The organism is Streptomyces sp. NBC_01197 (assembly GCF_036010505.1).
Taxonomy (GTDB): domain Bacteria; phylum Actinomycetota; class Actinomycetes; order Streptomycetales; family Streptomycetaceae; genus Streptomyces.
Window position 1 is genome coordinate 6686834 of the sequence record NZ_CP108569.1, and the last position, 22538, is coordinate 6709371.

General features: G+C 73.1%; 22 protein-coding genes. 9 read left to right on the top strand and 13 right to left on the bottom strand.

The genetic code is table 11. The annotated features are described in order from the left end of the window. Positions 1 to 6 precede the first annotated feature (6 nt). Genes OG452_RS30725 through OG452_RS30735 form a run of 3 tightly spaced genes read left to right on the top strand, consistent with a single transcriptional unit; the run spans position 7 to position 3126 of the window. On the top strand, positions 7 to 1209 hold the full coding sequence (locus tag OG452_RS30725) for an NAD(P)/FAD-dependent oxidoreductase (protein WP_327299838.1): 1203 nt from the start codon (positions 7 to 9) through the stop codon (positions 1207 to 1209). Next, the gene (locus OG452_RS30730) at positions 1206 to 1574 is read left to right on the top strand and encodes a (2Fe-2S)-binding protein (RefSeq protein ID WP_405560018.1); all 369 of its coding nucleotides are present in this window, start codon (positions 1206 to 1208) and stop codon (positions 1572 to 1574) included. The genes OG452_RS30725 and OG452_RS30730 overlap by 4 nt, the downstream gene beginning before the upstream one ends. After that, positions 1558 to 3126, top strand: coding sequence for an FAD/NAD(P)-dependent oxidoreductase (locus tag OG452_RS30735; protein ID WP_327298801.1), 1569 nt, complete (start codon positions 1558 to 1560; stop codon positions 3124 to 3126). Before OG452_RS30730 ends, OG452_RS30735 begins: the two co-directional genes overlap by 17 nt. 167 nt (positions 3127 to 3293) lie before the next feature. Here the strand turns inward: OG452_RS30735 and OG452_RS30740 are convergent, their stop codons facing one another. Then, positions 3294 to 3722 (bottom strand): type II toxin-antitoxin system Rv0910 family toxin, encoded by a 429-nt coding sequence (locus OG452_RS30740; RefSeq protein ID WP_327298802.1) that lies wholly within the window; start codon positions 3720 to 3722, stop codon positions 3294 to 3296. A gap of 255 nt (positions 3723 to 3977) precedes the next feature. Here OG452_RS30740 and OG452_RS30745 point away from each other — a divergent pair, with 255 nt between their 5' ends. The 3 genes from OG452_RS30745 (at position 3978) to OG452_RS30755 (ending at position 6775) form a co-directional block, all read left to right on the top strand. Beyond that, entirely contained in the window at positions 3978 to 4556 is a 579-nt protein-coding gene (locus OG452_RS30745; protein ID WP_327298803.1) for a Clp protease N-terminal domain-containing protein, read from the top strand. A 31-nt stretch (positions 4557 to 4587) separates the two neighbouring features. Then, on the top strand, positions 4588 to 5571 hold the full coding sequence (locus OG452_RS30750) for an EamA family transporter (protein ID WP_327298804.1): 984 nt from the start codon (positions 4588 to 4590) through the stop codon (positions 5569 to 5571). 232 nt (positions 5572 to 5803) lie between these two features. Then, positions 5804 to 6775, top strand: coding sequence for a DMT family transporter (locus tag OG452_RS30755; RefSeq protein ID WP_327298805.1), 972 nt, complete (start codon positions 5804 to 5806; stop codon positions 6773 to 6775). A 45-nt stretch (positions 6776 to 6820) separates the two neighbouring features. Here OG452_RS30755 and OG452_RS30760 read toward each other — a convergent pair whose 3' ends face one another. Beyond that, on the bottom strand, positions 6821 to 7522 hold the full coding sequence (locus OG452_RS30760; RefSeq protein ID WP_327298806.1) for a pyridoxamine 5'-phosphate oxidase family protein: 702 nt from the start codon (positions 7520 to 7522) through the stop codon (positions 6821 to 6823). A gap of 37 nt (positions 7523 to 7559) precedes the next feature. On the opposite strand from OG452_RS30760, the gene OG452_RS30765 reads away from it, so the two are divergent. Continuing rightward, on the top strand, positions 7560 to 8891 hold the full coding sequence (locus OG452_RS30765) for an aminotransferase class I/II-fold pyridoxal phosphate-dependent enzyme (RefSeq protein ID WP_327298807.1): 1332 nt from the start codon (positions 7560 to 7562) through the stop codon (positions 8889 to 8891). 16 nt (positions 8892 to 8907) lie between these two features. On the opposite strand, the gene OG452_RS30770 is transcribed toward OG452_RS30765, so the two are convergent. Then, a complete protein-coding gene (locus tag OG452_RS30770; RefSeq protein WP_327298808.1) occupies positions 8908 to 9936 on the bottom strand; it encodes a DMT family transporter in 1029 nt (342 codons plus the stop codon). Between the two features lie 75 nt (positions 9937 to 10011). Here OG452_RS30770 and OG452_RS30775 point away from each other — a divergent pair, with 75 nt between their 5' ends. After that, the gene (locus OG452_RS30775) at positions 10012 to 10941 is read left to right on the top strand and encodes a LysR family transcriptional regulator (RefSeq protein WP_327298809.1); all 930 of its coding nucleotides are present in this window, start codon (positions 10012 to 10014) and stop codon (positions 10939 to 10941) included. A 39-nt stretch (positions 10942 to 10980) separates the two neighbouring features. Here OG452_RS30775 and OG452_RS30780 read toward each other — a convergent pair whose 3' ends face one another. Further along, positions 10981 to 11442 carry a pyridoxamine 5'-phosphate oxidase family protein gene (locus tag OG452_RS30780; RefSeq protein ID WP_327298810.1) on the bottom strand — a complete coding sequence of 154 codons (462 nt, stop codon included), beginning with the start codon at positions 11440 to 11442 and terminating at the stop codon, positions 10981 to 10983. A gap of 181 nt (positions 11443 to 11623) precedes the next feature. Here OG452_RS30780 and OG452_RS30785 point away from each other — a divergent pair, with 181 nt between their 5' ends. Further along, a complete protein-coding gene (locus tag OG452_RS30785) occupies positions 11624 to 12274 on the top strand; it encodes a cysteine hydrolase (protein ID WP_327298811.1) in 651 nt (216 codons plus the stop codon). Here OG452_RS30785 and OG452_RS30790 read toward each other — a convergent pair whose 3' ends face one another. The 9 genes from OG452_RS30790 to OG452_RS30830 form a co-directional block, all read right to left on the bottom strand. Beyond that, the gene (locus tag OG452_RS30790; RefSeq protein WP_327298812.1) at positions 12275 to 14395 is read right to left on the bottom strand and encodes a S9 family peptidase; all 2121 of its coding nucleotides are present in this window, start codon (positions 14393 to 14395) and stop codon (positions 12275 to 12277) included. Between the two features lie 421 nt (positions 14396 to 14816). Continuing rightward, on the bottom strand, positions 14817 to 14981 hold the full coding sequence (locus OG452_RS30795; protein ID WP_327298813.1) for a hypothetical protein: 165 nt from the start codon (positions 14979 to 14981) through the stop codon (positions 14817 to 14819). A 154-nt stretch (positions 14982 to 15135) separates the two neighbouring features. Then, positions 15136 to 16263, bottom strand: coding sequence for an NADH:flavin oxidoreductase (locus OG452_RS30800; protein ID WP_327298814.1), 1128 nt, complete (start codon positions 16261 to 16263; stop codon positions 15136 to 15138). 191 nt (positions 16264 to 16454) lie between these two features. Next, a complete protein-coding gene (locus OG452_RS30805) occupies positions 16455 to 18023 on the bottom strand; it encodes an AMP-binding protein (RefSeq protein WP_327299840.1) in 1569 nt (522 codons plus the stop codon). A 2-nt stretch (positions 18024 to 18025) separates the two neighbouring features. Then, a complete protein-coding gene (locus tag OG452_RS30810) occupies positions 18026 to 18736 on the bottom strand; it encodes a 4'-phosphopantetheinyl transferase family protein (RefSeq protein WP_327298815.1) in 711 nt (236 codons plus the stop codon). Beyond that, a complete protein-coding gene (locus tag OG452_RS30815; protein ID WP_327298816.1) occupies positions 18733 to 19866 on the bottom strand; it encodes an acyl-CoA dehydrogenase family protein in 1134 nt (377 codons plus the stop codon). Before OG452_RS30815 ends, OG452_RS30810 begins: the two co-directional genes overlap by 4 nt. Further along, positions 19859 to 21037 (bottom strand): acyl-CoA dehydrogenase family protein, encoded by a 1179-nt coding sequence (locus tag OG452_RS30820; protein ID WP_327298817.1) that lies wholly within the window; start codon positions 21035 to 21037, stop codon positions 19859 to 19861. Before OG452_RS30820 ends, OG452_RS30815 begins: the two co-directional genes overlap by 8 nt. After that, a complete protein-coding gene (locus tag OG452_RS30825) occupies positions 21034 to 21297 on the bottom strand; it encodes a phosphopantetheine-binding protein (protein WP_327298818.1) in 264 nt (87 codons plus the stop codon). The genes OG452_RS30820 and OG452_RS30825 overlap by 4 nt, the downstream gene beginning before the upstream one ends. 38 nt (positions 21298 to 21335) lie before the next feature. Further along, positions 21336 to 22502, bottom strand: coding sequence for an acyl carrier protein (locus OG452_RS30830; protein ID WP_327298819.1), 1167 nt, complete (start codon positions 22500 to 22502; stop codon positions 21336 to 21338). Between the last annotated feature and the right edge of the window lie 36 nt (positions 22503 to 22538).

A 22538-nucleotide genomic window follows, 5' to 3' on the forward strand; every position in this document is an offset into this window, starting at 1 on the left:
CAGAGGCTGGGCGCCGGCCAGGGGGCTGCGGGCAGCAGGAGCGCGGACCTGGTGATCATCGGCGCGGGTGTCGTCGGCGCGGCAGCCGCGTACTTCGCGGCGCTCACCGGCCGGCGGGTCGCCGTCGTCGAGCGCGGCGCCATCGCCGGCGGCACATCCAGCGCGGGGGAGGGCAACCTGCTGGTGTCCGACAAGGAGGCCGGCCCCGAACTCGACCTCGCGCTGTATTCGCAGGCCGTCTGGCGGGAGGACCTCGCCGAGTACGCCTGCCGCTGGGAGTTCGAGTCCAAGGGCGGCCTCGTCGTCGCCACCACCGCGCAGAGCGTCGCCGCGCTGCGGGAGTTGAGCGTCCATCAGCGCGCAAGCGGCGTCGAGGTCCAGGACGTCGGGCAGGGCCGGCTGCACGACTACGAGCCGCACTTGGCGAAGGACCTGGCCGGGGCCGCGTTCTACCCGCAGGACGCACAGGTGCAGCCGATGCTGGTGGTCGCCCACCTGCTGCGCCTCGCCCGGGACAGGGGCGCGCACGTGCACACCGGCACCGAGGTGACCGGCTTCCTGCGCAGCGGGGACCGGGTCACCGGGGTCCGCACCGGCGCGGGCGACATCCTCGCGGGCGCCGTGCTCAACGCGGCGGGCACCTGGGCCGGCGAGGTCGCAGCCCTGGCCCGGGTCTCCGTCCCGGTCCGCCCCCGGCGAGGCTTCGTGCTCGTCACCGAACCCATGCCGCCGCGCACCATCCGGCACAAGGTGTACGCCGCCGAGTACATCAGCGACGTCGCCAGTTCCGACGCAGGCCTGCAGACCTCGCCGGTGGTGGAGGGCACCGACAGCGGAACCATCCTCATCGGCGCCTCCCGCGAGCGGGTCGGCTTCGACCGCAGGGTGTCCGTGCCGGCGATCAGCACGCTCGCGGCCAAGGCCGTCGCGCTGTTCCCGATGCTGCGGCAGGTGCGGCTGATGCGCACCTACCACGGCTTCCGCCCGTACTGCCCCGACCACCTGCCCGTCATCGGCGCCGACCCGCGGGCCCCCGGCCTGTGGCACGCCTGCGGCCACGAGGGCGCCGGCATCGGACTGGCCGCCGGCACCGGCAAGTTGATCGCGCAGGCCATGACCGGCGAGCAGCCGGGCCTCGATCTGGCGCCGTTCGCCCCCGACCGCTTCCCCGACCGGCACGAGGACGTTGCCGAGGGAGTTTCTCCGTGACCTACCGGATGACCTTCCGCGGCACCGGAGTCCCCGCCGAGCCCGGCCAGAGCATCGCCGCAGCCCTGGTCGCCGCCGGGATCACCGACTGGCGCACCACCCGCAGGAAGGGCCGGCCGCGCGGCCTGTTCTGCGGCATCGGCGTCTGCTTCGACTGTCTGATCATCGTCGACGGCGCGCGCGCCGAGCGCGCCTGCCTGGTCCCCGCGGACGACGGCATGCGGCTGGAGAGCGACGGCGCGGCGGAGTCGGATGACACGCTGGACAGCGACGGCGTTCCGGAGCCGGGCGACGCGCAGCACACCCGCGACGACAGCCGTGCCGCGCAGCACGCAGAGGAGGACGGCGATGGCGCACCTTCATGACGTGACCGTGGTCGGGGCCGGGCCGGCCGGACTCGCGGCTGCCGTCGAAGCAGCGGAAGCGGGGCTCGATGTCGCCCTGGTGGACGCTGCCGGGCAGCCCGGCGGCCAGTTCTGGCGGCACTTCGACGAGAACCACACCCGCCCGGAGGACCGCCGGGGCCACCACGGCTGGCCTGTCTTCACCGGCCTGCGCGACCGGCTGTACGCCCTGAGCGCCGCCGGGCGCGTCCGCTACTTGCCCGGCCACCAGGTGTGGCTCGCCACCCGGGACAGCGACAAGACGTTCACCGTGCGCGTCACGCCCACCGTGCCGGACCCGAAAGCCGACTGGTCCGCCGCCCCCGATCCCGTCGAGGCCGACGCGCTGATCCTGTGCCCCGGCGGATACGACCGTCAACTGCCCGTCCCCGGCTGGGAGCTGCCCGGGGTCATGGCCGCCGGCGGCGTCCAGGCACTGCTCAAGGGCCACCGCACGCTCGCCGGCCGGCGAGCCGTCGTCGGCGGCACCGGACCGTTCCTGCTGCCGGTGGCCGCCGGGCTCGCGCGCGCCGGCGCGCGGATCGCCGCGGTCGTCGAGGCCAACACCACACTCGGCTGGCTGCGCGACCCGGTCGGCACAGTCTCCGCGCCCGGCAAGGGAGTCGAGGCCGCGCAGTACGCCGCGGTGCTCGCCCGGCACCGCATCCCGTACCGGACCAGGACCGTCATCCGCGCGATCCTCGGCGACGGCAGGGTCGAGGCCGTGCGGATCGCGAAGCTGGACCACCAGGGCCGGCCGGCCGGACCCGAACAGGAGCTCGTCACCGACCTGGTGGCCCTCGGCTGGGGGTTCACCCCCTCGCTCGAACTCCCGCTCATGCTCGGCGCGGAGACCCGGCAGGACATCGACGGAGCGCTCATCGTGGCGGTCGACGCGCTGCAGCGCAGCAGCGTCGACGGCGTATACGTGGCAGGCGAGGCCACCGGCGTGGGCGGCGCCGCCCTGTCCGTCAGCGAGGGCCGGCTGAGCGCCCTCGCCCTGGCCGCTTCGCTCGGCCATGGGCACTCCGGTACGACGACAGGTTCCGGTACGGCCGCAGGCTCCGACAAAGCAGCAGGAACCCCGGCCGGGATCCGCCGGGTCCAGGGCCGCATCCGGCGGGCGCGGCGGTTCGCCACCGCCATGCACCGCACCTACCCCGTGCCGGCCGCCTGGCCGCGGTGGCTGCCGGACTCGACCGTGGTGTGCCGCTGCGAGGAGGTCACCTACGGCGACCTGCGCCACGCCCACGACGACCTCGGCGCGACCGACGCGCGCACCCTGAAGATGCTGGCGCGGCCCGGCATGGGCTGGTGCCAGGGCAGGATCTGCGGATACGCGAGCGCGGGCATCGCGGCCTGCCTCGCCGGCCGCGCGGTCACCGCGGACGACCTGCGCCCGCTCTCCGGCCGCACCCCTGCGGCACCGGTGCGCCTCGGCGAACTCGCCGCCGTCGCCGAGGCGATGACGGCCGGAACGGCTGACGGGAAACCCCAGCCGGACGAAGGAACGGCGAACCGGGACGGTGGGTGACAAAGGACCACTGACGTGGCCGAGCAGGGCGGTGCCTGCGGCGTTGTCGTGCGTGCTCGCGGCGAGGACAGTGACGGCGATGACCTGGCAGTGCAAGAGCTCATGAACGACCCCGGCCGAAGCGGCGCCCCACACGGATATCCGTCGGGGCGCCGCTGTCGTACGAGTCAGGTCACCAGGCCGGCGAGTTTGTGCAGTGACTCCTGGAGCGCGGCGGTCGCCGAGTCCTTGAGCTTGCCGGCCATCAGCGACACGGCGGCACCCGTGAACTCGCCGTCGATGCGGACCACGGTGGCGTCGCCGTCGGGGGTGAGCGAGTAGCGCATCGCGAGGCTGACACCCATCGGGCCCTTGCCGCGGGTGACCAGCAGAGCCGCGGGCGCCAGCTCGTCGACCGTCCAGTTCACCTCCGCGGGGAAGCCCATGAGCTTCATGTTCTCCTCGAAGGTGGCCCCCACGGCGAGGTTGGCCGGGCCGCCCTTCGGGAAACTGGTGTGTGTCGCGTTCCACTCGCCGTACGCGCTGAAGTCGGTCAGCTGGGACCAGACCTTCTCGGCCGGTGCTTCGATCCGAGCCTCGGCGCTGACTTCGGCCATGCGACCACCCCTTCTCGTCGGGTTGTGATGTCGCGGAACGTAGCTCCTGAGCCCGGAACATTCAATACTGATGAACCGTCAGACCCTCGGACCGTTTCGCCGGTGGACGCGGAGGGGCGGGCTGTGGGGGCCCGGGTGTCCGGGCGCAGGGGGCGCGCGCCTGTTTCGCGTGCAATCGCCGTCTCATCCGTAAGGAGGAGAGTCCGGGCAGGCGTGCCCAACTTCTGTCGGAGGGGTAAATGCTCCCCGGCGGGGATGTTCCGGACTCGGGTGGCTGATGAGCTGGGAGATGTGCATAGCTCTACCCAGCCGGAGGACCAGCCCGCCCCGTCCCGAGCCGACATCGAGGCCAGGCTCACCGTGGAACTGGCGACGGTCGTGGCGGGCGCACGCCGGCGTGCGCTGCGTGACGGCGACCGGCAGATCGACACGGCCCATCTGCTGCACTCGGTGATGGAGACCGACCCCGAGGTGCGGGCCGCCTTCGAGGGCGGCCCCCAGGTGGCCAAGGTGCTCGGCTATCTCGTGCAGCGCAGCATCGGTTACGGGCTGCGCTGGCAGGGATCGGTCGAGGACTCGGGGGCCGTTCCGGTGGTGGCGGTGGCCGAGCCCGGGGTGACCGGCTGGTCGCCAGCCGCAGTCGCGGCCATGGAGGGGGCCCTGGAGCGAGCGGGGAAGGACGGGAACCGGCGGGCGAGCGGGCTCGACCTGCTGGCTGCGCTCGCCCGCGACCGCGAGTGCCGTGCCGTGGAGGTGCTCAGCCGCGCGGGGGTGGACGCGGAACTCCTCGCGGGGCGCCTGGGGGACGGCACCCGTCAGTCCCATCGGTGGTGACGCTCCTGACAGCACCTGTCATGATGTGCCGATGCGTGCGTCTCAGGGAAAGAGCGTCGGCCTGGGACTCGCCCTGGCGTCGGCCTTCGCGTTCGGTGGATCGGGTGTCGCGGCCAAGCCGCTGATCGAGGCGGGGCTCGACCCGCTGCAGGTGGTCTGGCTCCGGGTGGCCGGGGCCGCTCTGGTGATGCTGCCCGTGGCCTGGCGCCACCGTGACCTCGTGCGGCGCAGGCCCGCGCTGCTTCTGGGGTTCGGACTGTTCGCCGTCGCGGGCGTCCAGGCCTGCTACTTCGCGGCCCTCTCCCGTATCCCCGTCGGGGTCGCGCTGCTGGTCGAGTATCTGGCGCCGGCGCTCGTCCTGGGCTGGGTCAGGTTCGTGCAGCGCAGGCCGGTGACGCGCGCCGCCGCCCTCGGGGTGGTGCTCGCGGCCGGGGGGCTCGCCTGTGTGGTCGAGGTCTGGTCGGGGCTGAGCTTCGACGCCGTCGGGCTGCTGCTCGCGCTGGGCGCCGCCTGCTGCCAGGTCGGTTACTTCGTCCTGGCGGACCACGGCGGCGACGGCGCCGACCCGGCCGACCCGCTGGGCGTCATCGCGTACGGACTCCTCGTCGGTACCGCCCTGCTGACGGTGATCGCTCGCCCGTGGCGGATGGACTGGTCACTGCTCGCAGGTGCGGCGGACATGAACGGGACGCGGGTGCCCGCCTGGCTGCTGCTCGGCTGGATCGTGCTCATCGCCACCGTCGTCGCCTATGTCTCCGGAGTGGTCTCGGTTCGCAGGCTCTCCCCGCAGGTGGCAGGCGTGGTGGCCTGTCTCGAAGCGGTCATCGCGACCGTGCTCGCCTGGGTGCTGCTCGGGGAGCATCTCTCCGCGCCGCAGATCGTGGGCGGTGTGGTGGTGCTGTTCGGTGCGTTCGTCGCCCAGTCCTCGGCCCCGAAGCCGCCTTCGGGCCCGGTGGCGGGCGCGACGCCCGCCGTGGGGGCGGAGTTGCCCGCCGCCGGCCGGAGCGTGAACTAGCGCCGGAGCGCGAACCGGTGCCGGAGTGAATGCCTGCCCCGGCGCGGCCGTCGTCCGTTAGGGTTTCGCCATGCATCTCACCGTACTGCCGCCCCCCGCCGCATAGCGCGGGCGGCCGCACCCTCTGACGGAGACCGGGCTCGGGTTGTCCCCGAGCGGCTCGTCGCTGCCCGCGCACGGAGTTCAGCGACCGCCTTTCCCCTTTCTCAGTCATCCTTCATGGAGCAAGTACGTGACGCATACGCCGAACCCTGCCGCCGGGCTGTCCGTCCGCCGGAGTCTCATCTATCTGTCCGTGGCCGGAGCTGCGTGGGGTACCGCCGGTGCCGCGGCCTCGCTGCTCTACCGGGCCAGTGATCTCGGGCCCGTCTCCCTCACCTTCTGGCGCTGCGCCGGCGGCCTGGTGCTGCTGCTCGCTGTGCGGGCCGTGCGCCGCCCCCGCGGTGTGCCCCGCCCCGCCGAACCCCGCACACGTCTGGCGCTGCGCACCGCCGCGACCGGACTGGCCTTCACGCTCTTCCAGGTCGCCTACTTCGCCGCGGTCCAGCTCACCGGGCTCGCCGTGGCCACCGTCGTCACCCTCGGCGCCGGGCCCGTGCTCATCGCCGTCGGTGCCCGGCTGACCATGGGGGAGCGGCTCGGCGCCGGCGGGACCACCGCCGTCGCGGGTGCGCTGGGCGGACTCGTGGTGCTGGTACTGGGCAGCGGCAGCGGTGCCGTACGCCCCGCCGGGGTCGGCTGGGCGCTGCTCTCCGCTGCCGGATACGCGGCGATGACCCTGCTGACCCGGTGGCTCGGCCGGAGCGGCGGCGGTGACCCGCTGTCGACGACGGCCTGGTCCCTCGCCGTCGGTACCGCTGTCCTGCTGCCGCTCGCCGTGGCGGAGGGCCTGCTCCCGCGCACCGTCGAACTGGGCAGGGTGGCGGGCCTGCTGGCCTATGTGGCCGCGGTGCCCACCGCGCTCGCGTACGCCCTGTACTTCGCCGGGGCCGCGGTCGTCCGGTCCGCCACCGTCTCGGTGATCATGCTGCTCGAACCGGTGAGCGCCGCGGTCATCGCTGTCGCCCTGCTCGGGGAGCGGCTCACAGCGGGCACCGTCCTCGGCACGCTGCTACTGCTCGCGGCCGTCACCGGACTCGCGTACGGGGAGATGCGGGCGGCGGCCGCGCGGCGCCGGCCGGCGCCGGTCGGCTCTCCGGTCTGAGCCGGTCTGAGCAAATCTGAGACGGTCTGAGCCGGTCAGGGTCGGTCAGTGCCGGTCGAGGTAATCCGGCAGGGTGATCGTCGGGTCCAGGTCGTCCGACGGTACCGGTGCGCCGTATCCGCGGCTCACCGGTACGACACCCGACCAGTAGGGCAGGGCGAGGTCCTCGGGCTCGTCGTTGGGGCCGCCGGTGCGGACCTTGGCCGAGACCTCGTCGAGGTCCAGGCGGACCACGGCGGTGGCCGCCAGCTCCTTGGCGTTGGCCGGGCGGGAGTCGTGCGACCGGCCGGGTACCGCCTGCTCGACGATCGCGTCGAGAGCGGTGCGCCGCTCGTCGGTGGCGGTGACCTGGCGGGCCGTGCCGTGCACCACCACGGAGCGGTAGTTGATCGAGTGGTGGAAGGCGGACCGGGCCAGGACGAGACCGTCGACATGGGTGACCGTCAGACAGACCGCTATGCCGGGATCCGCCTCGCCGGCCGCCCGCAGCGGACGGGAGCCCGTCGAGCCGTGGACGTAGAGGCGCTCACCGACCCGTGCGTACAGCGTCGGCAGCACGACGGGCGCACCGTCGCGGAGGAACCCGAGGTGGCAGACGTACCCCTCGTCCAGGATCGAGTGGACCAGTTCACGGTCGTACGAGGCGCGCTCCCGGGAGCGGGTGGGCACGGTCCGCGCGGTCGGTACGTAAGGCGCGTCCTGCTGCCGGGGAGCGGCCGGAGCGGTCTCGGACCTTGCGTTCTCCATATTGCGTTCTCCATTGCATTAGTGCATAATCTCGTTTGTGCTAGGAGAGTATGGGATCGAAGGCCGCCGTGCAACGGACATCGCGGCGAGCGTGGAGCGAGCCGTCGGCTCCGGCGCGCTCGCGCCGGGTCAACTGCTTCCGCCGCTGCGGGAGTTGGCGGCGCAGCTGGGCGTCAATCCGAACACCGTCGGCGCCGCCTACCGGGCGCTCCGCGACCGCGGGGTGATCGCGACGGCGGGCCGCAGGGGGAGCCGGGTGCGGCCCCGGCCGGCCAGCACGGCGCGTGAATCCATCAGGGCCGACATCCCTGCCGGGGTGCGGGACCTGGCGTCGGGCAATCCCGACCGCGCCCTGCTGCCCCCGCTCGCCGGGGCCCTGGCGAGCGCCGCCGCGCGCAGCGACGAGCGGGCTGTGCTCTACGGGCAGGCGGGCGTCGACCCGGAGCTCGAACGGCTGGCGCGGGCCGCCCTCGCCGCCGACGGCGTGCCGGACGGGCCGGTCGCCGTGGTGTCCGGTTCGCTCGACGGGGTCGAACGGGTGCTGGCCGCGCACCTCAGGCCCGGTGACTCCGTCGCCATCGAAGACCCGGGCTGGGGCGCCCTGCTGGATCTCGTACCCGCGCTCGGGCTGCGCGCGGTGCCGATGGCGCTCGACGAGGAGGGGCCGCTGCCGGGGGAGGTGGAGCGGGTGCTGCGCGAGGGCGCCCGCGCGCTCGTGGTCACTGCCCGCGCGCAGAATCCCACGGGCGCCGCGGTGAGTTCAGCGCGCGCCGATGCGCTGCGGACCGTCCTGCGCGACGTTCCCGGCGTCCTGCTCGTCGAGGACGACCACGGGCACGGGATCGTCGATCTGCCGCTGAGCCCGCTGGCCGCGGTCGCGGACAACTGGGCTTTCGTACGGTCGGTCTCCAAAGCGTACGGACCCGATCTGCGGCTCGCCGTGCTGACGGGTGACGCGCTCACCGTGGACCGGGTGCTGGGCCGTCAGCGGCTCGGCCCCGGCTGGGTCAGCCATCTGCTCCAGAGCGCGGTGGTCCAGCTGTGGAGCTCGGGGGCTGTCGATGTCTCCGCGGTCTCGCTGTCGTACGGGCGGCGCCGGGAGTCGCTGGTCGGGGCCCTCGCCGAGCGGGGCATCGACGCCTGCGGCCGGAGCGGGATGAATGTGTGGGTGCCGGTGCCGGACGAGACCGGGGTGGTGGCGCGGCTGCTGCACTCCGGCTGGGCCGTCGCCCCCGGCGCCCGCTTCCGGATGGCCGCGCCGCCGGGGGTGCGCGTCACGGTCTCCACGCTGCGCCCGGACGACATCGGTCCGGTCGCGGACGCCATCGCGTCGGCGGCCGGACCCGCGCCCGGCCGGCGTTACGACTGACCGGCCTCGGCGGGTATTACGACTGACCGCGCCCGCCGGATGCTACGGCTGACCGCGCCCGGCGGACGCTACGGCTGACCCGGCCCCCGCCGTTCAGTCCACGCCTCCTCGGCCTGCTCTGTGTCAGGGCGGCGCCGGCCAGTACGATCACCGCGCCGGCGGGGGTGTTCCACCCGATGCTCTCGCCCAGCAGTGCCACGCCCGCCGCGGTGGCGATCACCGGAATGAAGTAAGTGACCATCTGGGCGGTGGTCGGGCCGACCTCGGCCACCAGTCCGTACTGCAGCAGCAGGGCGACTCCGGTGCCCAGCGCGCCGAGGGCCGCGACGGCGAGCAGCGGCGCCACCGGGAACGACCTGGGCAGTGCGGTGAACAGCGGTGTGACCAGGGCGAGTTCGACGGTCGCGACCAGGAGCTGCGAACCGGTCATCGCGAGGTTGGAGCTACCGGTGCCCGCCAGGGTCCGCCGTACGTAGATCCAGCCGACCGGATAGCACAGGGACGCCACCAGGGCCATCGCCGTGCCTCTGAAGTCCAGTCCGGAGAAGCCCTGCCAGACCCCGAGCACGGTCAGGACGCCGAGGAACCCGACCCCGAGCCCGGCGACCCTGCGGCGGGTCGGGCGGTCCTCGGAGAGTGCGACCAGGGAGAGGGCCATGCCCCACAGTGGGGAGGTGGCGTTGCAGATCCCGGCGAGCGTCGAGGGGATGGTCTGCTCGGCGTAGGCGAAGAGGGAGAACGGCGCCGCGTTCAACAGGAGCGCGGCGACCGCGAGATGCGCCCAGGTCCGCGCCCCGCGCGGCAGCCGCTCGCGCCTGAAGGCGATCGCCGCGGCCAGCACGGCTGTGCCGAAGAAGAGGCGGCCGAAGGTGACCTGGAACGGCGCGTAGCCCTCGGTGCCCACCTTGATCAGCAGAAAGCTGAAACCCCAGATGAGCGAGAGCAGGGCGAAGCGGATGCGCCAGTCGACAGCGGGTCGGCGGGTGGTGGGCGGCGGTGCGATGACCGGTGCTGACACGGTCCTGGCGGGAGTCGCGGTGCTCATGCGGACCACTCTGGACCCGCCCTATCTCGTAGCACAAGCGAGATTACGTGGAGTAGTTGCCTTAGTATTGCTTACATGTTGAATCTGGAGCGTCTGCGCATCCTCGATGCGGTGGCCCGGCACGGTTCGGTGAGCGGAGCGGCCGACGGGCTGCATGTGACCACCTCGGCCGTCTCCCAGCAACTGGCCAAGCTGGAGCGGGAGGCGGGGCAGCCGCTGCTCGCCAAGAACGGCCGTGGCGTCCGGCTCACGGACGCGGGGCGGCTCCTCGCCGACCACGCCGCCCGGATTCTCTCCCAGGTGGAGCTGGCCCAGTCGGATCTGGAGGCCCAGCGCGGCCGGGTGGTCGGGGAGCTGCGGATCTCCGCCTTTCCCACCGCCGCCCGCGGGCTTCTTCCCGGAGTGCTCGCCGCCCTGCGGGCGGACCACCCCCAACTGGCGGTCTGCTCGCAGGAGCTGGAGGGCGAGGACGGTGTAAGGGGCGTGGTGCGCGGCGACCTCGATGTGGCCCTGGTGCTCGACTGGTACAACAAGCCCACGGCGATGCCCGAGGGGATGGCCAAGCGTGCCCTCTTCGACGACATCGCCGATATCGCAGTGCCCGTGGACCATCCGCTGGCCGGCGCCGCCGAGGTGGAGCTGGAGGCGTTCGCGCAGGACGAGTGGATCACCTGGCCGGAGGGCGAGTTCTGCCGTGAGTGGCTGATGTTCACCCTGGGGGGCAAGGGGTTCGAGCCGCGGATCTCCCATGTCGCGGGCGAGCACCCCACCCAGATGGCGCTGATCGCCGCCGGGCTCGGGGTCGGTGTCGCGCCACGGCTGGGACGGGGCCCGGTGCCCGACGGCGTACGGGTCGTCACCGTACGGGACGCGCTGCGGCGCCATGTGTACGCCATCTGGCGCGCCGACGCCGACCGCCGGCCCTCCATCCGGGCGGCGGTCGACGCGCTGTACGCGGCCGGTGCGGGTCTTGCGGACACGGACCCGGACGGAGCGGCCGGCTGAGCGGGGGCGGGTGCCCGGGCGCGGGCAACACCCCTGCGGTCAGCCGAGTTTGCGGAAGTCCCAGGACACGACCGAGTCCGGGGTCAGCCGCAGCCAGGCGTGGCGACCGTCGTACGGCATGAGGTCCATCCCGAAGTTCTTACGCGCGAACAGCTTCTCGGGGGCGTCGAGTTCGGGGCAGGGCTCTCCGGTACGGGGCGCCTCGCCGACCATGACCGCGCTGCCCGAGAGCTCCACGCCGCGCAGCTCGCCGTACTCCTCGCCGTCGTCGACCAGCACGGCCAGGCGCGGGTCCCGGGACAGCTGGGACCAGCGGCGGCTGCGGGTCAGCGAGTAGAGCCAGAGTGAGGTGCCGTCCCAGAGGAACCAGAGAGCGCCCACGTGCGGACGGCCGTCGGCCGAGACGGTGGCGACCCGGCAGGTGCGCCGCTCGCTGAGGAAGATGTCGCGCTCCGCGTCCGTCAGCATGATCCTGCGGCCTCGGCGCTGGGTGTCGGTCATGGGGTCTCTCCCGCCGTTTCGGCTGTCTCCGACCAGCTGTATCCGACCATGCTGTAACTGACCAGAGCTGCACCTGACTAGGTGTCAGAAATCATGGAGTCTCTTCCTTCATGACGCAATGGGCGTTAGCCTCGCGCGCCCGGCCCTGCCCGGTGGGCCGGGCTCCAGGAGGTGAGGGCCCATGCCGTCGTCCGAACAGCTTGCGCAGCAGCTCGATCCCGCCACGGCCGTGCTGCTCACCGTCGAGTGCCAGGAGGGTGTGGTCGGCCAGGACAGCGCCCTGCCCGAACTGGCCGCCGAGGCACAGTCGTCGGGGGCCTTGGGGCGCGTCGCCCAGCTGGTCGCCCGAGCGCACGAAACGGGGGTGCAGGTGGTGCACGCGATAGCGGAACGGCGCCCGGACGGGCGGGGCGCCAATCGGAACGCCCGGCTCTTCCGGGCTGCCGGCCGGCTCCCCGTCCAGCAGCACATGGGCTCGAAGGCGGTCTGCGTCGCCGAGCCGGTCGAGGTGGCGGACGAGGACCTCGTCGTACGGCGGCTGCACGGCCTCTCGCCCCTCGCGGGCACGGACGTCGACGCGCTGCTGCGCAACCTGGGCTGCCGCACTCTGGTCGTCACCGGGGTCTCCGCCAATGTGGCCATCCCCAACGCCGTCTTCGACGCGGTCAATCTCGGCTACACGGTGGTGGTTCCCGCGGACGCCATCGCGGGGGTGCCCGCCGACTACACCCCGGCGATGATCCGCAACACCCTCGCGCTCGTCGCGACGATCACCACGACCGAGGACGTACTCGCGAGCTGGCAGGGGCCCGCGGACCCGGCGGGAGAGTGATCAGTCCAGCTCGGTCCGCTGCGCCAGTGCCCGCTTGAGGAAGTCGAGTTCCAGGGTCAGCAGCCGGTCCGCCACGCCTTCCCCGTGGACCAGGTGTCCCGTACCGGACAGCGGCAGGACGGTGTGCGGACGGCCCGCGGCCAGCAGGGCGGCCGACAGACGCAGCGTATGGGCGGGCGCCACATTGTCGTCGGCCAGTCCGTGCACCAGCATCAGCGGACGGGAGAGCCGGTGCGCGTGGGGGAGCAGCGAGGAACGTTCGTACCCATCCGGCTGGACGTCCGGGTGGCCGAGGAAGCGCTCCTCCCAGTAGCTGTCGTACAGCCGCCGGTCGGCGGGCGTAGCGCCCGCGACCGCCGCGTGGAACACGTCGGGGCGGTGCAGTACGGCCCCGGCGGCGAGATAGCCGCTGTACGACCAGCCCCGGATCGCCACCCGCCCCAGATCCAGGGCGTCGTACCGCTCAGCGGCCGCGTGCAGGGCGTCGACCTGGTCGTCGAGCACGGGCCCCAGCCGGTCGCCGACGATGGCCCGCTCCCACGCGACACCCCGGCCGGGGGTGCCGCGTCCGTCCGTGGCCAGTACGGCGAAGCCCTGCTCCGCGTACCACTGGCAGACGGCGGTGTACCAGCCACGCCCCCTGGTCACCACCTGCATACCGGGCCCGGCGTAGGGGCTGAGCAGCACCGGCAGCCGCTCCTGCCCGGGCGTGTACCAGGTGGGCAGATGCAGGCGGCTGCGCAACTCGCGTGCGCCGAGGGTGAGATGGACCGGCGCCGGGGTGACGAGCGGTTTCTCGGTGAGCACCGCGATCCGCCCGTCCGGCCGTCCGGTCCGGCGGACGGTCACCGACTGGCCGTCATCCGTCCTGCTGTCGATGACCAGCGTGGGACCACCGGCGGCGGCCGTGTGCACACCGGGGTCCTGGGTCAGCCTGACGAACCCGGGCCCCTCCTCGTACGACCAGACATGGACCTCCGTCGGCTCCTCGCTCGCGGTGAAGAAGACCCGCTCGCCCACCGAGCCCACCACTTCGCGCACATACAGGCCATCGGGACTGACCGCCTCGCCGATCCGGATTCCGCGTACGTCGCCGCGGACCGTGGGCAGGATCCGGGCACCCGCGGGGGTGTGCGGCGGTGTGCCGGGCTGGAAACGCACCCAGGTCTCGTCGGACATCCGGGACAGCACCTCGTACCCGCCGCCCGCCGGGTCGGCGGCGATGACCCACACCGTGCGCTGGTCCCGGGTCTGCAGGACGGCGACGGGCCCGGCGCTCTCCCAGGTTGCGGAGATCAGATACTCGAAGGCGGGGGCGTGCCAAGCGCCTGGCGGGGTCCGTCCCTCGGGCGCCGCGTGGGGGAGCGGCAGGGGCGTGCGGTCGCCCCCGGTGGTGACCACGAGCAACGAGGTCTCGGCGTTGGGGGTGCCGGCCGCCGGGTAGCGGATGGCGACGGGCGGCTTCTCCGGGTCGGCGGGGTCGGCGATGTAGCGGCGCCGCACCATCGACGTGTCGACCCGGGCGACGAGCAGCGCGCCGCTGTCCGGGGACCACCAGTACCCGCGCGACCTGCCGATGGATTCGGTCGCACAGTAGTCGGCGAGACCGTAGGTGACATCGGCGGCCTCGGGCGCGGCGAGGAGCCGGTCCCCGGTCCCGTCGGTCCGTACGACGTGCAGGGCGCCGCCGGTGACGTACGCGATCAGGGTGCCGTCGGGCGAGGGCCGGGCGTCGGTCACCGGTCCCGCGGTGCGGATACGGCACGGGGCGGCGGTGGCTGAGCCTTGCTCGGGGGTGCCCAGGGGGCTGCCGGGGCGGCGGTGATCCGGGCCGGACTCCGCGCGGACGGTCCAGAGTTCGCCGTCCACGGTGCAGGCGACGACCCGTGCGTCCCGGTCGGCGGCGTACGCGGTCACGCCCGCCGACGGTGCCGGGTGACCGGCGAGAAGACGCTCCTGTCCGTGCTCGTACATCCAGAGGAGACCGCGTGCGTCGGTGCCGCTCGCGGACCGTACGAACAGCACGCGTTCACCGTCCGGGGAGACGGTGAACTGCCGGGGGGCACCGAGGGTGAAGCGGCGGGTCCTGGCGAACTGGCGGGGGAATCCGTTGATGTCCATGGCTCCATATGTTTTCCGTGAGCGACCGGCGTGACCGGCCGGACTGGCGTAATCTGCATGACCGGCGTGACCGGGCGGGAAAGGGAAAAGATCGTCGTCCTCCGTCCCCGGACCGGACCCGGCGGTCACGCGCCGAAATCACAACAGCCCCTATCACGACGGTGCGTGGGAGGGGCTGCTTCCGGGGATCGTCGGAGCCGACGATCTCGGTGGGTACGTCATGGGTACGGGTTGTACGTCACTTGGACGGGCTGCCGGTGCGAGGCGCCTGAACGGGCGGGCTGTCGCTGCGGCGGGCCGCTTGGCTGTCCTGAGTGTGCTGCACAACCTATCGGTGGGGCTGCTTGACCGCGTGACCGGGTCCGCCGGCCGGTCCCGTCCGGCGGTGCGATCTCCCGGCCCAGGCCGTCCAGCATGAACGTCAGACGTGCCCGAAGTCCGGTGCGTCGAGGCGGAAGACGCAATGCCCTCCGGAGAGCGCAGCGGCGAGCGAGGGGTGGCCCTCCAGGAGACCGGCGTCGTCCGCGATACCACCGCTGACGGCGGTCATGGCCGCGCCGAGTGAGTAGGACTCCACGAGCAGCACCGCCCGGATGGCTCGCCCGGCCTCCCAGCCCGCCTCGGTGAGCCCGATCCCGACGACCTGCGCCGGCAGGCAGGCCGCTCCTTCGACGGTGCGATCGTCGTCGGGAGCGACCTGGACCGGCCGTAGGGCCGGGTGCCGGTCAGCCGGGTGCCGGTCAGCTGAGTGTGCTGAGCGCGGCCGGGTCGTACGCGGCCAGCTCGTCGAGCCGCCCCTCCAGCACCTTCGCCGCCCACTGGGGGTCGTGCAGCAGCGCACGGCCGACGGCGACCAGGTCGAACTCGTCGCGCTCCAGGCGGTCGAGAAGGTTCTCGATCCCCTTGACCCGGGAGCCCTCGCCGCGGAAGGCGCTGGAGAACTCGTTGTCCAGGCCGACCGATCCGACCGTGATGACCGGCTTGCCCGTGAGCTTCTTCGTCCAGCCGGCCAGGTTGAGCTCGGAGCCGTCGAACTCCGGCACCCAGTAGCGGCGGGTGGAGGCGTGGAAGGCGTCCACACCGGCCCCGGCCAGCGGGGCCAGCAGGGCGTCCAGCTCCTCGGGCGTCCCGGCGAGCTTCGCGTCGTACGACTGCATCTTCCACTGGGAGAAGCGGAAGATCACCGGGAACGACGGCGAGACCGCCGCGCGCACCGCCGCCACGACCTCCGCCGCGAACCTGGTGCGGGCCACCGCGTCACCGCCGTACGCGTCGGTCCGCCGGTTCGTCCCCTGCCACAGGAACTGGTCGATGAGGTAGCCATGGGCGCCGTGCAGTTCGACCCCGTCGAAGCCGATGCGCTCGGCGGCGGCCGCGGCCTCCGCGAACGCGCCGACCACGTCGTCCAGGTCCTGCTGCGTCATGGCCTTGCCGTCGTCCCCGGTGCCTTCCGGGAGGCGGAGGCCGGAGGGGCCCATCGCCGGGGCGTCGGGGTACGGGGGGCTCCCGGCGGTGCGGGCCATGCCGATGTGCCACAGCTGGGGCACGATCGTGCCGCCCGCCGCGTGCACGGCGTCCGCGACCTTCGCCCAGCCCGCGAGCTGGTCCTCGCCGTGGAAGCGCGGGACGCGGTCGCTCTCCCCGGCCGACGCGTGCCCCACGTAGGTGCCTTCGGTGACGATCAGGCCGACACCGGCGGCGGCCCGGCGTGCGTAGTACGAGATCACGTCCTCACCGGGTATGCCGCCGGGGGAGAACTGCCGGGTCATGGGCGCCATCGCGATCCGGTTCGGAACGGTCAGGCCGTTCAGGACGACGGGCCGGGACAGGATCTGCGCCGCGCGGTCGGCGGAGGCGATGGTGGTCACTTGAGGGGCTCCTCGGTAAACGGCTTGAAACGGCTGGAACGGCTGACCGGAACTGGCACGCGGTGTGCCGTCGGGGTCAACCGGAGACAGCCCCCGCTCATTCCGCCGATCTGCTGTGACCCCCGGACAGGCGTGTGACCCTGGACACGTCTGTACCCCCCGGAGACACCTGGTCGCCCACCCGTACCCCGTCAGCCCCGCGCGCCGGAGTCCGCGCCGGAGCCCGCGCGGAGGGTGCTGCCGAGCGCCGCCCGGTCGACCTTGCCGTTGCCGTTCAGCGGCAGCGCATCCAGCCGGGTGAGGACGGCGGGCACCATATAGGCGGGGAGGCGGTCGCGGAGCGCCACGCGGAGATCGTTCTCACTGCCGGCGGCCCCCGTGTAGGCGGCTGCGATCTCGGTGCCCGCCCGGGTCGCCAGCGCGACGGCCGCCGCGTCGCTCACGCCCGGCTGCACGCGCAACGCCGCTTCGACCTCGCCCAGTTCGACCCGGTACCCGTGCACCTGGACCTGCTGGTCGCTCCGCCCGATGTGCACCAGCGGCAGATCACGCGACCCGGCCGATTCGTCGGGCGGCAGCAGGGCGACGCGGTCGCCGGTGCGGTACCAGTGCGCGTCAGTCAGAGCCGTGGCCGGATCGTACGGGGCTCCGTCGGCTTCCAGGAACCGGCCGGCGTTGTTGGCCGGGTCGAGATAGCCGGGGAAGCGCTGCGGGCCGCGTACGCACAGCTCGCTCCCGAACAAACGGTGTTCCATCCGGGGGTTGAGGGTGCCGATCGGCACGGTGCCGTTGGCGGGGGCCGGCCAGTGTTCCGGGTCATGGGGCAGCCGGTACGCGGTGCAGGTGACGGTCAGTTCGGTCGGGCCGTAGGCGTTCTCCAGGGAGCTGTCCGGGGCCGCCCGCTGCCACGCCCGCGCCTGCTGGAGCGTCAGTGGCTCCCCGCAGAACGTGCTGGCCCGCAGCGTCGGCATACTTCCGGGACCGAGCGCGCGCAGCCGCTTCGCGAGCGAGATGACCGACGGCACTGAGTTCCAGTGTGTGATGGCGTGCCGGTTGACGAAGCGGACCGGCGCCAGAAGGTCGGCGCGGGCCGGCACGACCAGGGCGGCGCCACTTCCCCACGCGGTGTACATGTCGAATACGGAGGGGTCGAAGGTCAGCTCGAAGGTCTGCGAGAAGCGGTCACCGGGGCCCGCCGAGCAGTGCGGTACGGCGTGGGCGAGGTAGGCGCAGATGTTCCGCTGCCGGACGGGGACACCTTTGGGGACCCCGGTGGACCCCGAGGTGAACATGATGTACGCGAGGTCATCGGGACCGGCCCCCGCGGCGGACGGCTCCGGAGCGGGGGAGCCCAGACGGCGGAGCAGCTCGCTGCCCGTCATCTGTGTGGTAAGCACGCCCAGTTGACCGGAGGGCTCGGCGGTACCGTCACTGAGGACCGCGTCGAGCGACGCCTGGCGCGCGATCCCGGCGTTGCGCTCGGCGGGGAACGCCGGACCGAGCGGGACCACGGCGGCACCGATGCGCTGGATGGCCAGGTATCCCGCGTAGGCGACGACGGTACGCCCGGCCAGCAGCCCCACCCTGCGCGGCGGCTTCCCGCCCCCGTCGCTGACCAGCACGTCGGCCAAGTGGCTAGCCAGCAGCGAGAGTTCGGAGTACGTCAGCTCGGTGCCGCCGGTCTCCAGCGCCGTACGGTCGCCGTGGACCGCGACCGAGGCCGCGAACCAGTCGTCGAGGGTGTGCCGCGGGGCGGGCATGTTCACGGTCTGTCCTTGTCGGATGTCGGAGTCCTGCCGGACGTTTCGGATCCGCACGCGCACGGTGCGGGTGGTGCGGCCGGTGCAGCCGCCGCAGTCGCTGCGGGACGCGCGGAGAACGCGCAGCTGAACGGGGTCCGTGACCGGTCGCGCAGACTGATCCAGCGGTACACGCCCCAGTGGCCGTGCCGGGAGCCGGGGCGTACGTCGATGGCCCAGGGGCGGCCGGAGAGACCCGCGCCGCCGGCCTTCACGCACGCCTCCTGAACGGTCCACACCCAGGCGACCTCCTCGGCGGCCCGCTCCGGCGGCAGCGCGGTGACCCGGTCGGCGTGGCTGTGCAGTACCCGGCGGACGAACGGGGCCGAAACGGAGCCCGCCGGCTGCTGGAGATCCACCCCGACGGCCCGCCCGACGGCGACCCCGGCCGCGACCGCGCCCCCGCTGTGCGACACGCTGATGCCCACCCCGGGCAGCCCCTCGATACGGGGCCTGCCGCGCTCGTCCGGGATGATGCCGGCTCCGTCGGCAGCCGGGTGGACCGCGGCGATCAATCCGCGCAGAAGCCCCCGCCCGGCGAGGAATTCACCGGCACGCCATTCGGGCAGGAGGGCCGCGCGGCGCAGATCGTCCCGGTGGGTGCTCGGCGGGGTCCGGCCGGCGGCGGCCTCCGTCACCCAGACCCGGTCCGCGACCTCCAGCACGGTGTTCACCGCAGTACGTCCGGCCGTGCGGGCTCGGCCAGGAGGCTCTCTGCGGCGTCGGCCAGCGCGCCGAGCACCACCTCGTTCGCGCCGCCGCCGATCCCGAACAGCGCGGCCTGGGCACGTACTTCCTGGATGCCGCCGGTGGTGAAGCCCGCGGCGCCCCACAGCTGCGCGCACTCGGCCAGCACCTCGCTGACGGTGGCGCCTGCGGCCGCCTTGAGCGTGGCGGCGGCCGTCGCGTCGTACCGGGACACCACGGACTCACCGAACTCAGCAACCAGCGCCTGGAGTTCGCGCAGCCGCAGCAGGCAGCGGGCGAACCGCTGGCGTACGGCGTCCAGGTCCCACAGGGTGCCGTCCCCGTGCGCGCGGGCGGCGAGATGGCGCTGGGTGTCCCGCAGGGTGCGGCGGCACAGGGACACGCCCCACTGCGCGCCGGCCAGCCGCTCGGTGGCGATATGGCGGGCGAAGAGCGGCAGTCCGAAACCGACCCGGCCCAGTACGTGGTCGCGCCCGACCCGTACACCGTCGAAGGTGAGGTGGCCGGCGCCCGAGTCCGCGAAGAGCGCCGATCCGGCGGGGGCCACGGCCACGCCCGGTGCGTCGGCGGGCACCAGGACCCAGGTGAAGTGGGTGAAGTGCCGCCCCGGACGGTGCCGGGCGAGGACGAGGTGGTGGCCGGCGGTGGTGGCGTTGGCGATCCAGTTCTTCCCGCCCGTCACCACCAGGGCGTCGTCCTCGATCCGCACCTCGGTACGCAGAGCGGTGAGATCGGTCCCCGCGGTGACGTCGCTCGCTGCCAGGGAGATCGCCGTCCTGCCCGCCAGTGCCTCTTCCAGGGCGGACCGGGCCGCGGGCGCCGTACCGGCGGCGAGGACCGGCAGCGCGGTGGCGAGCTGGACGCTCACCGACAGCGTGGCGGCGATGGAGAAGCGGGCGTCCACGGCGGCCAGCAGCCCGGCGAGGCCTTCGAGGTCGGCGCCCGCCCCGGCAGAGCCGTCACGGTAGGCGCGGGCGGTCAGACCGCCCAGGCCGAGCGCCGCCCAGACCCGGTCGCCGCCGGCCTCGGCGGGCAGCGCGTCGAGCGCGGTCCAGTCGGGGCCGCCCGGCCGCTCCCCTCGGGATGTGTCAGGCAAAGTTCACCCCCTGGTCCCGGAGCGCCAGCCGGCCGTCGGCGAGGTGGAGCCGGTCGTTGCTGTAGTTCAGCGCCGCCGAGCGCAGATCCCGCAGGGCGCGTTCGAGGTGGGTGGGGGAGTCCTTGAGATAGCCGTGCCGCAGTCCGAGCGCGGTGACCAGGCCGTCCACCGCCGCATGGCACTCGTCGGCGGCGGTGATCTTCAGCGAGTTGAGCAGCAGCTGACGGGCCGGGGCCGAGAGGTCATCGCCCGACTCCACCACTCCCAGCGCCCGGGTGAGCAGTGCGTGCACCGCCTCCAGCCGCTGCCGGGACCGGGAGATCCGGGAGAGCAGGAGCTCCGACGACAGGTCGAAGCGTTCGCGGCCCGCCGGGCTGCGCAGCAGACGCAGGACACGGGAGAGGGCGCCGGCCGCCGTGCCGAGCCACACAGCCGACCAGCCCAGATGGGCCAGCGGACCGAAGACCTGGGCGGCGATCTCGTGAAATCCGTCCTGCTCGCCCACCACTTGGCGGGCGGGCACACTGCCGGACAGCTTGAGCGGGCCGCTGTGACTGGCGCGCATACCCATCGGCTGCCACTCGCCCGAGCCGCTGATGTCGAGCTGACTCCGGTGCGCGTACACCAGGGACACATCGCTGTCGGTGACGGCGTCGGGGCTGCGCATCGTGATGAGGAAGCCGTCGGCGTACCCTCCGCCGGTCACGACCGGCGCGAACCTGTCGATCGCCAGCTGCCCGTCGCCGCCGGTCAACTGGGCCTGCGCGCTGAGCAGATGGCCGCCCTTGCCCGCCTCGGTCGTCACCGACGCCAGATAGATCCCGCCCTTGGCGATGGCCGGCAGCAGCTCGTCGCGGAGCACCCGGCCGCCGTACCGGACGATGGCTTCGGCCTGCTGGCAGTGCATCGCGAAGATCATGCCCACCGACATGTCGCTGCGCCCCAGCGTCTGCGCCGCTGCCACCAGGTCCGCCACGGTGCCACCGAGCCCGCCGTGCGAGGCGGGCACCATGAGTCCGAGCAGACCGGTGCTGCGGAGGGCGTCCAGCGCCTCGACGGGGAACTCCGCGTCCCGGTCGGTCCGCGCGGCGTGCTCACCGGTCACCGCGGTCACCTCCGCGAGCGCGGCCGTCAGGTCCAGCCGTCCGTTCGGCGCGGGCTCCGTACTCATGCGCCCACCCGACCCGCGGCTCCGTCGGGAAGCTGCGCGGAGATCACGCGCCAGAGGCTGCCCGCGGTGGCGAACGTCGTGTCGTTGAGCTCCTCGTCCGGCAGGGAGATCGCGAAGGCGTCCTCGACGGAGAACAGCAGCTCGATGGCCTGCATCGAGTCGACGCCGAGCCTGCGCAGATCCGTGTCGGGGGTGATGACGACCTCGGGCCCGGCGTTCTTCAGGAAGGGGCGGAGCAGTTCGGTGAATCGGGCGTCCATGGCGGGAGCCTCTCGTGGGAGGGATGGGGAGGATGGAGTCAGCGGGCGATGCGGCACAGGTCGTCGACCCTGCGGAGGTTCTCCGGTACGAGGTCGGCGGCGGCGAACTCCGTCCCGAGGCTGTCCTCAAGCCGTTCGACGATCTCGATCAGCCGGAAGGAGCCGAACGAGGCGAACGAGTCGAAGGCCGCACCCGCGAGCAGTTCGGCCTCGGGGACGCCGAGCACGGAACCCGCCACGGCCGCGACCCGCAGGCGCAGCGCCTCGTCCGGCGCGGCACGGGGCGCGGACGGTTCGGCGTGGATCTCCAGGTCGGCCGCGAGTACCTCGCGCAGGCGCTCCACGAGCAGCGGCGGTTCGGCCCGGCCCCGCGAGACCCGGCGGTGGGCGAGATACGTCTGCTCGACGACCTTGTCCCAGGCGCGCAGCTGCGCCTCCTCGGCCTCGCTCGTGGCGGAGCTGCCGGAGAAGAGCTCTCGGTACTTCGCGTGCAGGCGGCGGCCGCGGGCCAGCAGCCAGGTCTCCACGGTGAGTTGCCCGACGGCGCGCGCCCGGTCCGGCCAGGTCTCGTACGCGCCGAGGTACTCCCGTACCGCGTCGTCGCCCGCCGTGAGCACGGGCGGCAGCGCGGTGAGCGGCGGCAGGTCTCCCGCGACGATCTCGACGGCGTCGGCCGGCCCGATGTCCGCCAGATCCGCGTCGGAGAGGACCCAGCGGCCGGGCACCGCCGGCCCCCAGGTCGTCTCGCTGCGGTAGGCGTCCGTGATGTGCCAGCCGTCCGGCCCCGCTGCGAGCAGGAAGCTGTGCTCCATGTGCGCGTGCCCGTGGTACGGCAGCCAGGGCAGCCGGAACGAGTCCGCGATCACATAGTGCGTGGAGCCGCGCCGGACGACGGCGTCCTGCAGTTCGGACCCGGACAGCCGCTCACGCCGCGCCGTACGCAGTCCCAGCACTCCGGGCAGCACGCTGAGCAGCTCGTCCGGCGGGGGTTCCACCGTCGGCAGCCCGTCGGCCCGCTCCCAGGTGCGGAAGTCCAGGGCCGCCCCGGCCCGCAGATGGGTCCCGGCGCCGTGGTGGTGGTCCGCCAGTACGGCCAGATTGACCTGCACACAGTCCAGCAGGCCGGTGTGGACCGAATCGAAGTCGAAGTGCTCCGGCCCACCGGGGCGCGGGGCGCCCGTACTTGGTATGTCCGTGTCCGCCATGTCCGCTCACATTCCTTGACTCATCGGTCTCTGCCG

Bases quoted from the DNA above. Each gene is read 5' to 3' on its own strand.
- OG452_RS30740 (WP_327298802.1), bottom strand. From the start codon at position 3,722: ATGGCCGAAGTCAGCGCCGAGGCTCGGATCGAAGCACCGGCCGAGAAG.
- OG452_RS30775 (WP_327298809.1), top strand. From the start codon at position 10,012: ATGTTGAATCTGGAGCGTCTGCGCATCCTCGATGCGGTGGCCCGGCAC.
- OG452_RS30820 (WP_327298817.1), bottom strand. From the start codon at position 21,037: ATGAGTACGGAGCCCGCGCCGAACGGACGGCTGGACCTGACGGCCGCG.
- OG452_RS30745 (WP_327298803.1), top strand. From the start codon at position 3,978: ATGTTCCGGACTCGGGTGGCTGATGAGCTGGGAGATGTGCATAGCTCT.
- OG452_RS30830 (WP_327298819.1), bottom strand. From the start codon at position 22,502: ATGGCGGACACGGACATACCAAGTACGGGCGCCCCGCGCCCCGGTGGG.
- OG452_RS30760 (WP_327298806.1), bottom strand. From the start codon at position 7,522: ATGGAGAACGCAAGGTCCGAGACCGCTCCGGCCGCTCCCCGGCAGCAG.
- OG452_RS30770 (WP_327298808.1), bottom strand. From the start codon at position 9,936: ATGAGCACCGCGACTCCCGCCAGGACCGTGTCAGCACCGGTCATCGCA.
- OG452_RS30785 (WP_327298811.1), top strand. From the start codon at position 11,624: ATGCCGTCGTCCGAACAGCTTGCGCAGCAGCTCGATCCCGCCACGGCC.
- OG452_RS30825 (WP_327298818.1), bottom strand. From the start codon at position 21,297: ATGGACGCCCGATTCACCGAACTGCTCCGCCCCTTCCTGAAGAACGCC.
- OG452_RS30790 (WP_327298812.1), bottom strand. From the start codon at position 14,395: ATGGACATCAACGGATTCCCCCGCCAGTTCGCCAGGACCCGCCGCTTC.
- OG452_RS30735 (WP_327298801.1), top strand. From the start codon at position 1,558: ATGGCGCACCTTCATGACGTGACCGTGGTCGGGGCCGGGCCGGCCGGA.
- OG452_RS30750 (WP_327298804.1), top strand. From the start codon at position 4,588: ATGCGTGCGTCTCAGGGAAAGAGCGTCGGCCTGGGACTCGCCCTGGCG.
- OG452_RS30805 (WP_327299840.1), bottom strand. From the start codon at position 18,023: ATGCCCGCCCCGCGGCACACCCTCGACGACTGGTTCGCGGCCTCGGTC.
- OG452_RS30780 (WP_327298810.1), bottom strand. From the start codon at position 11,442: ATGACCGACACCCAGCGCCGAGGCCGCAGGATCATGCTGACGGACGCG.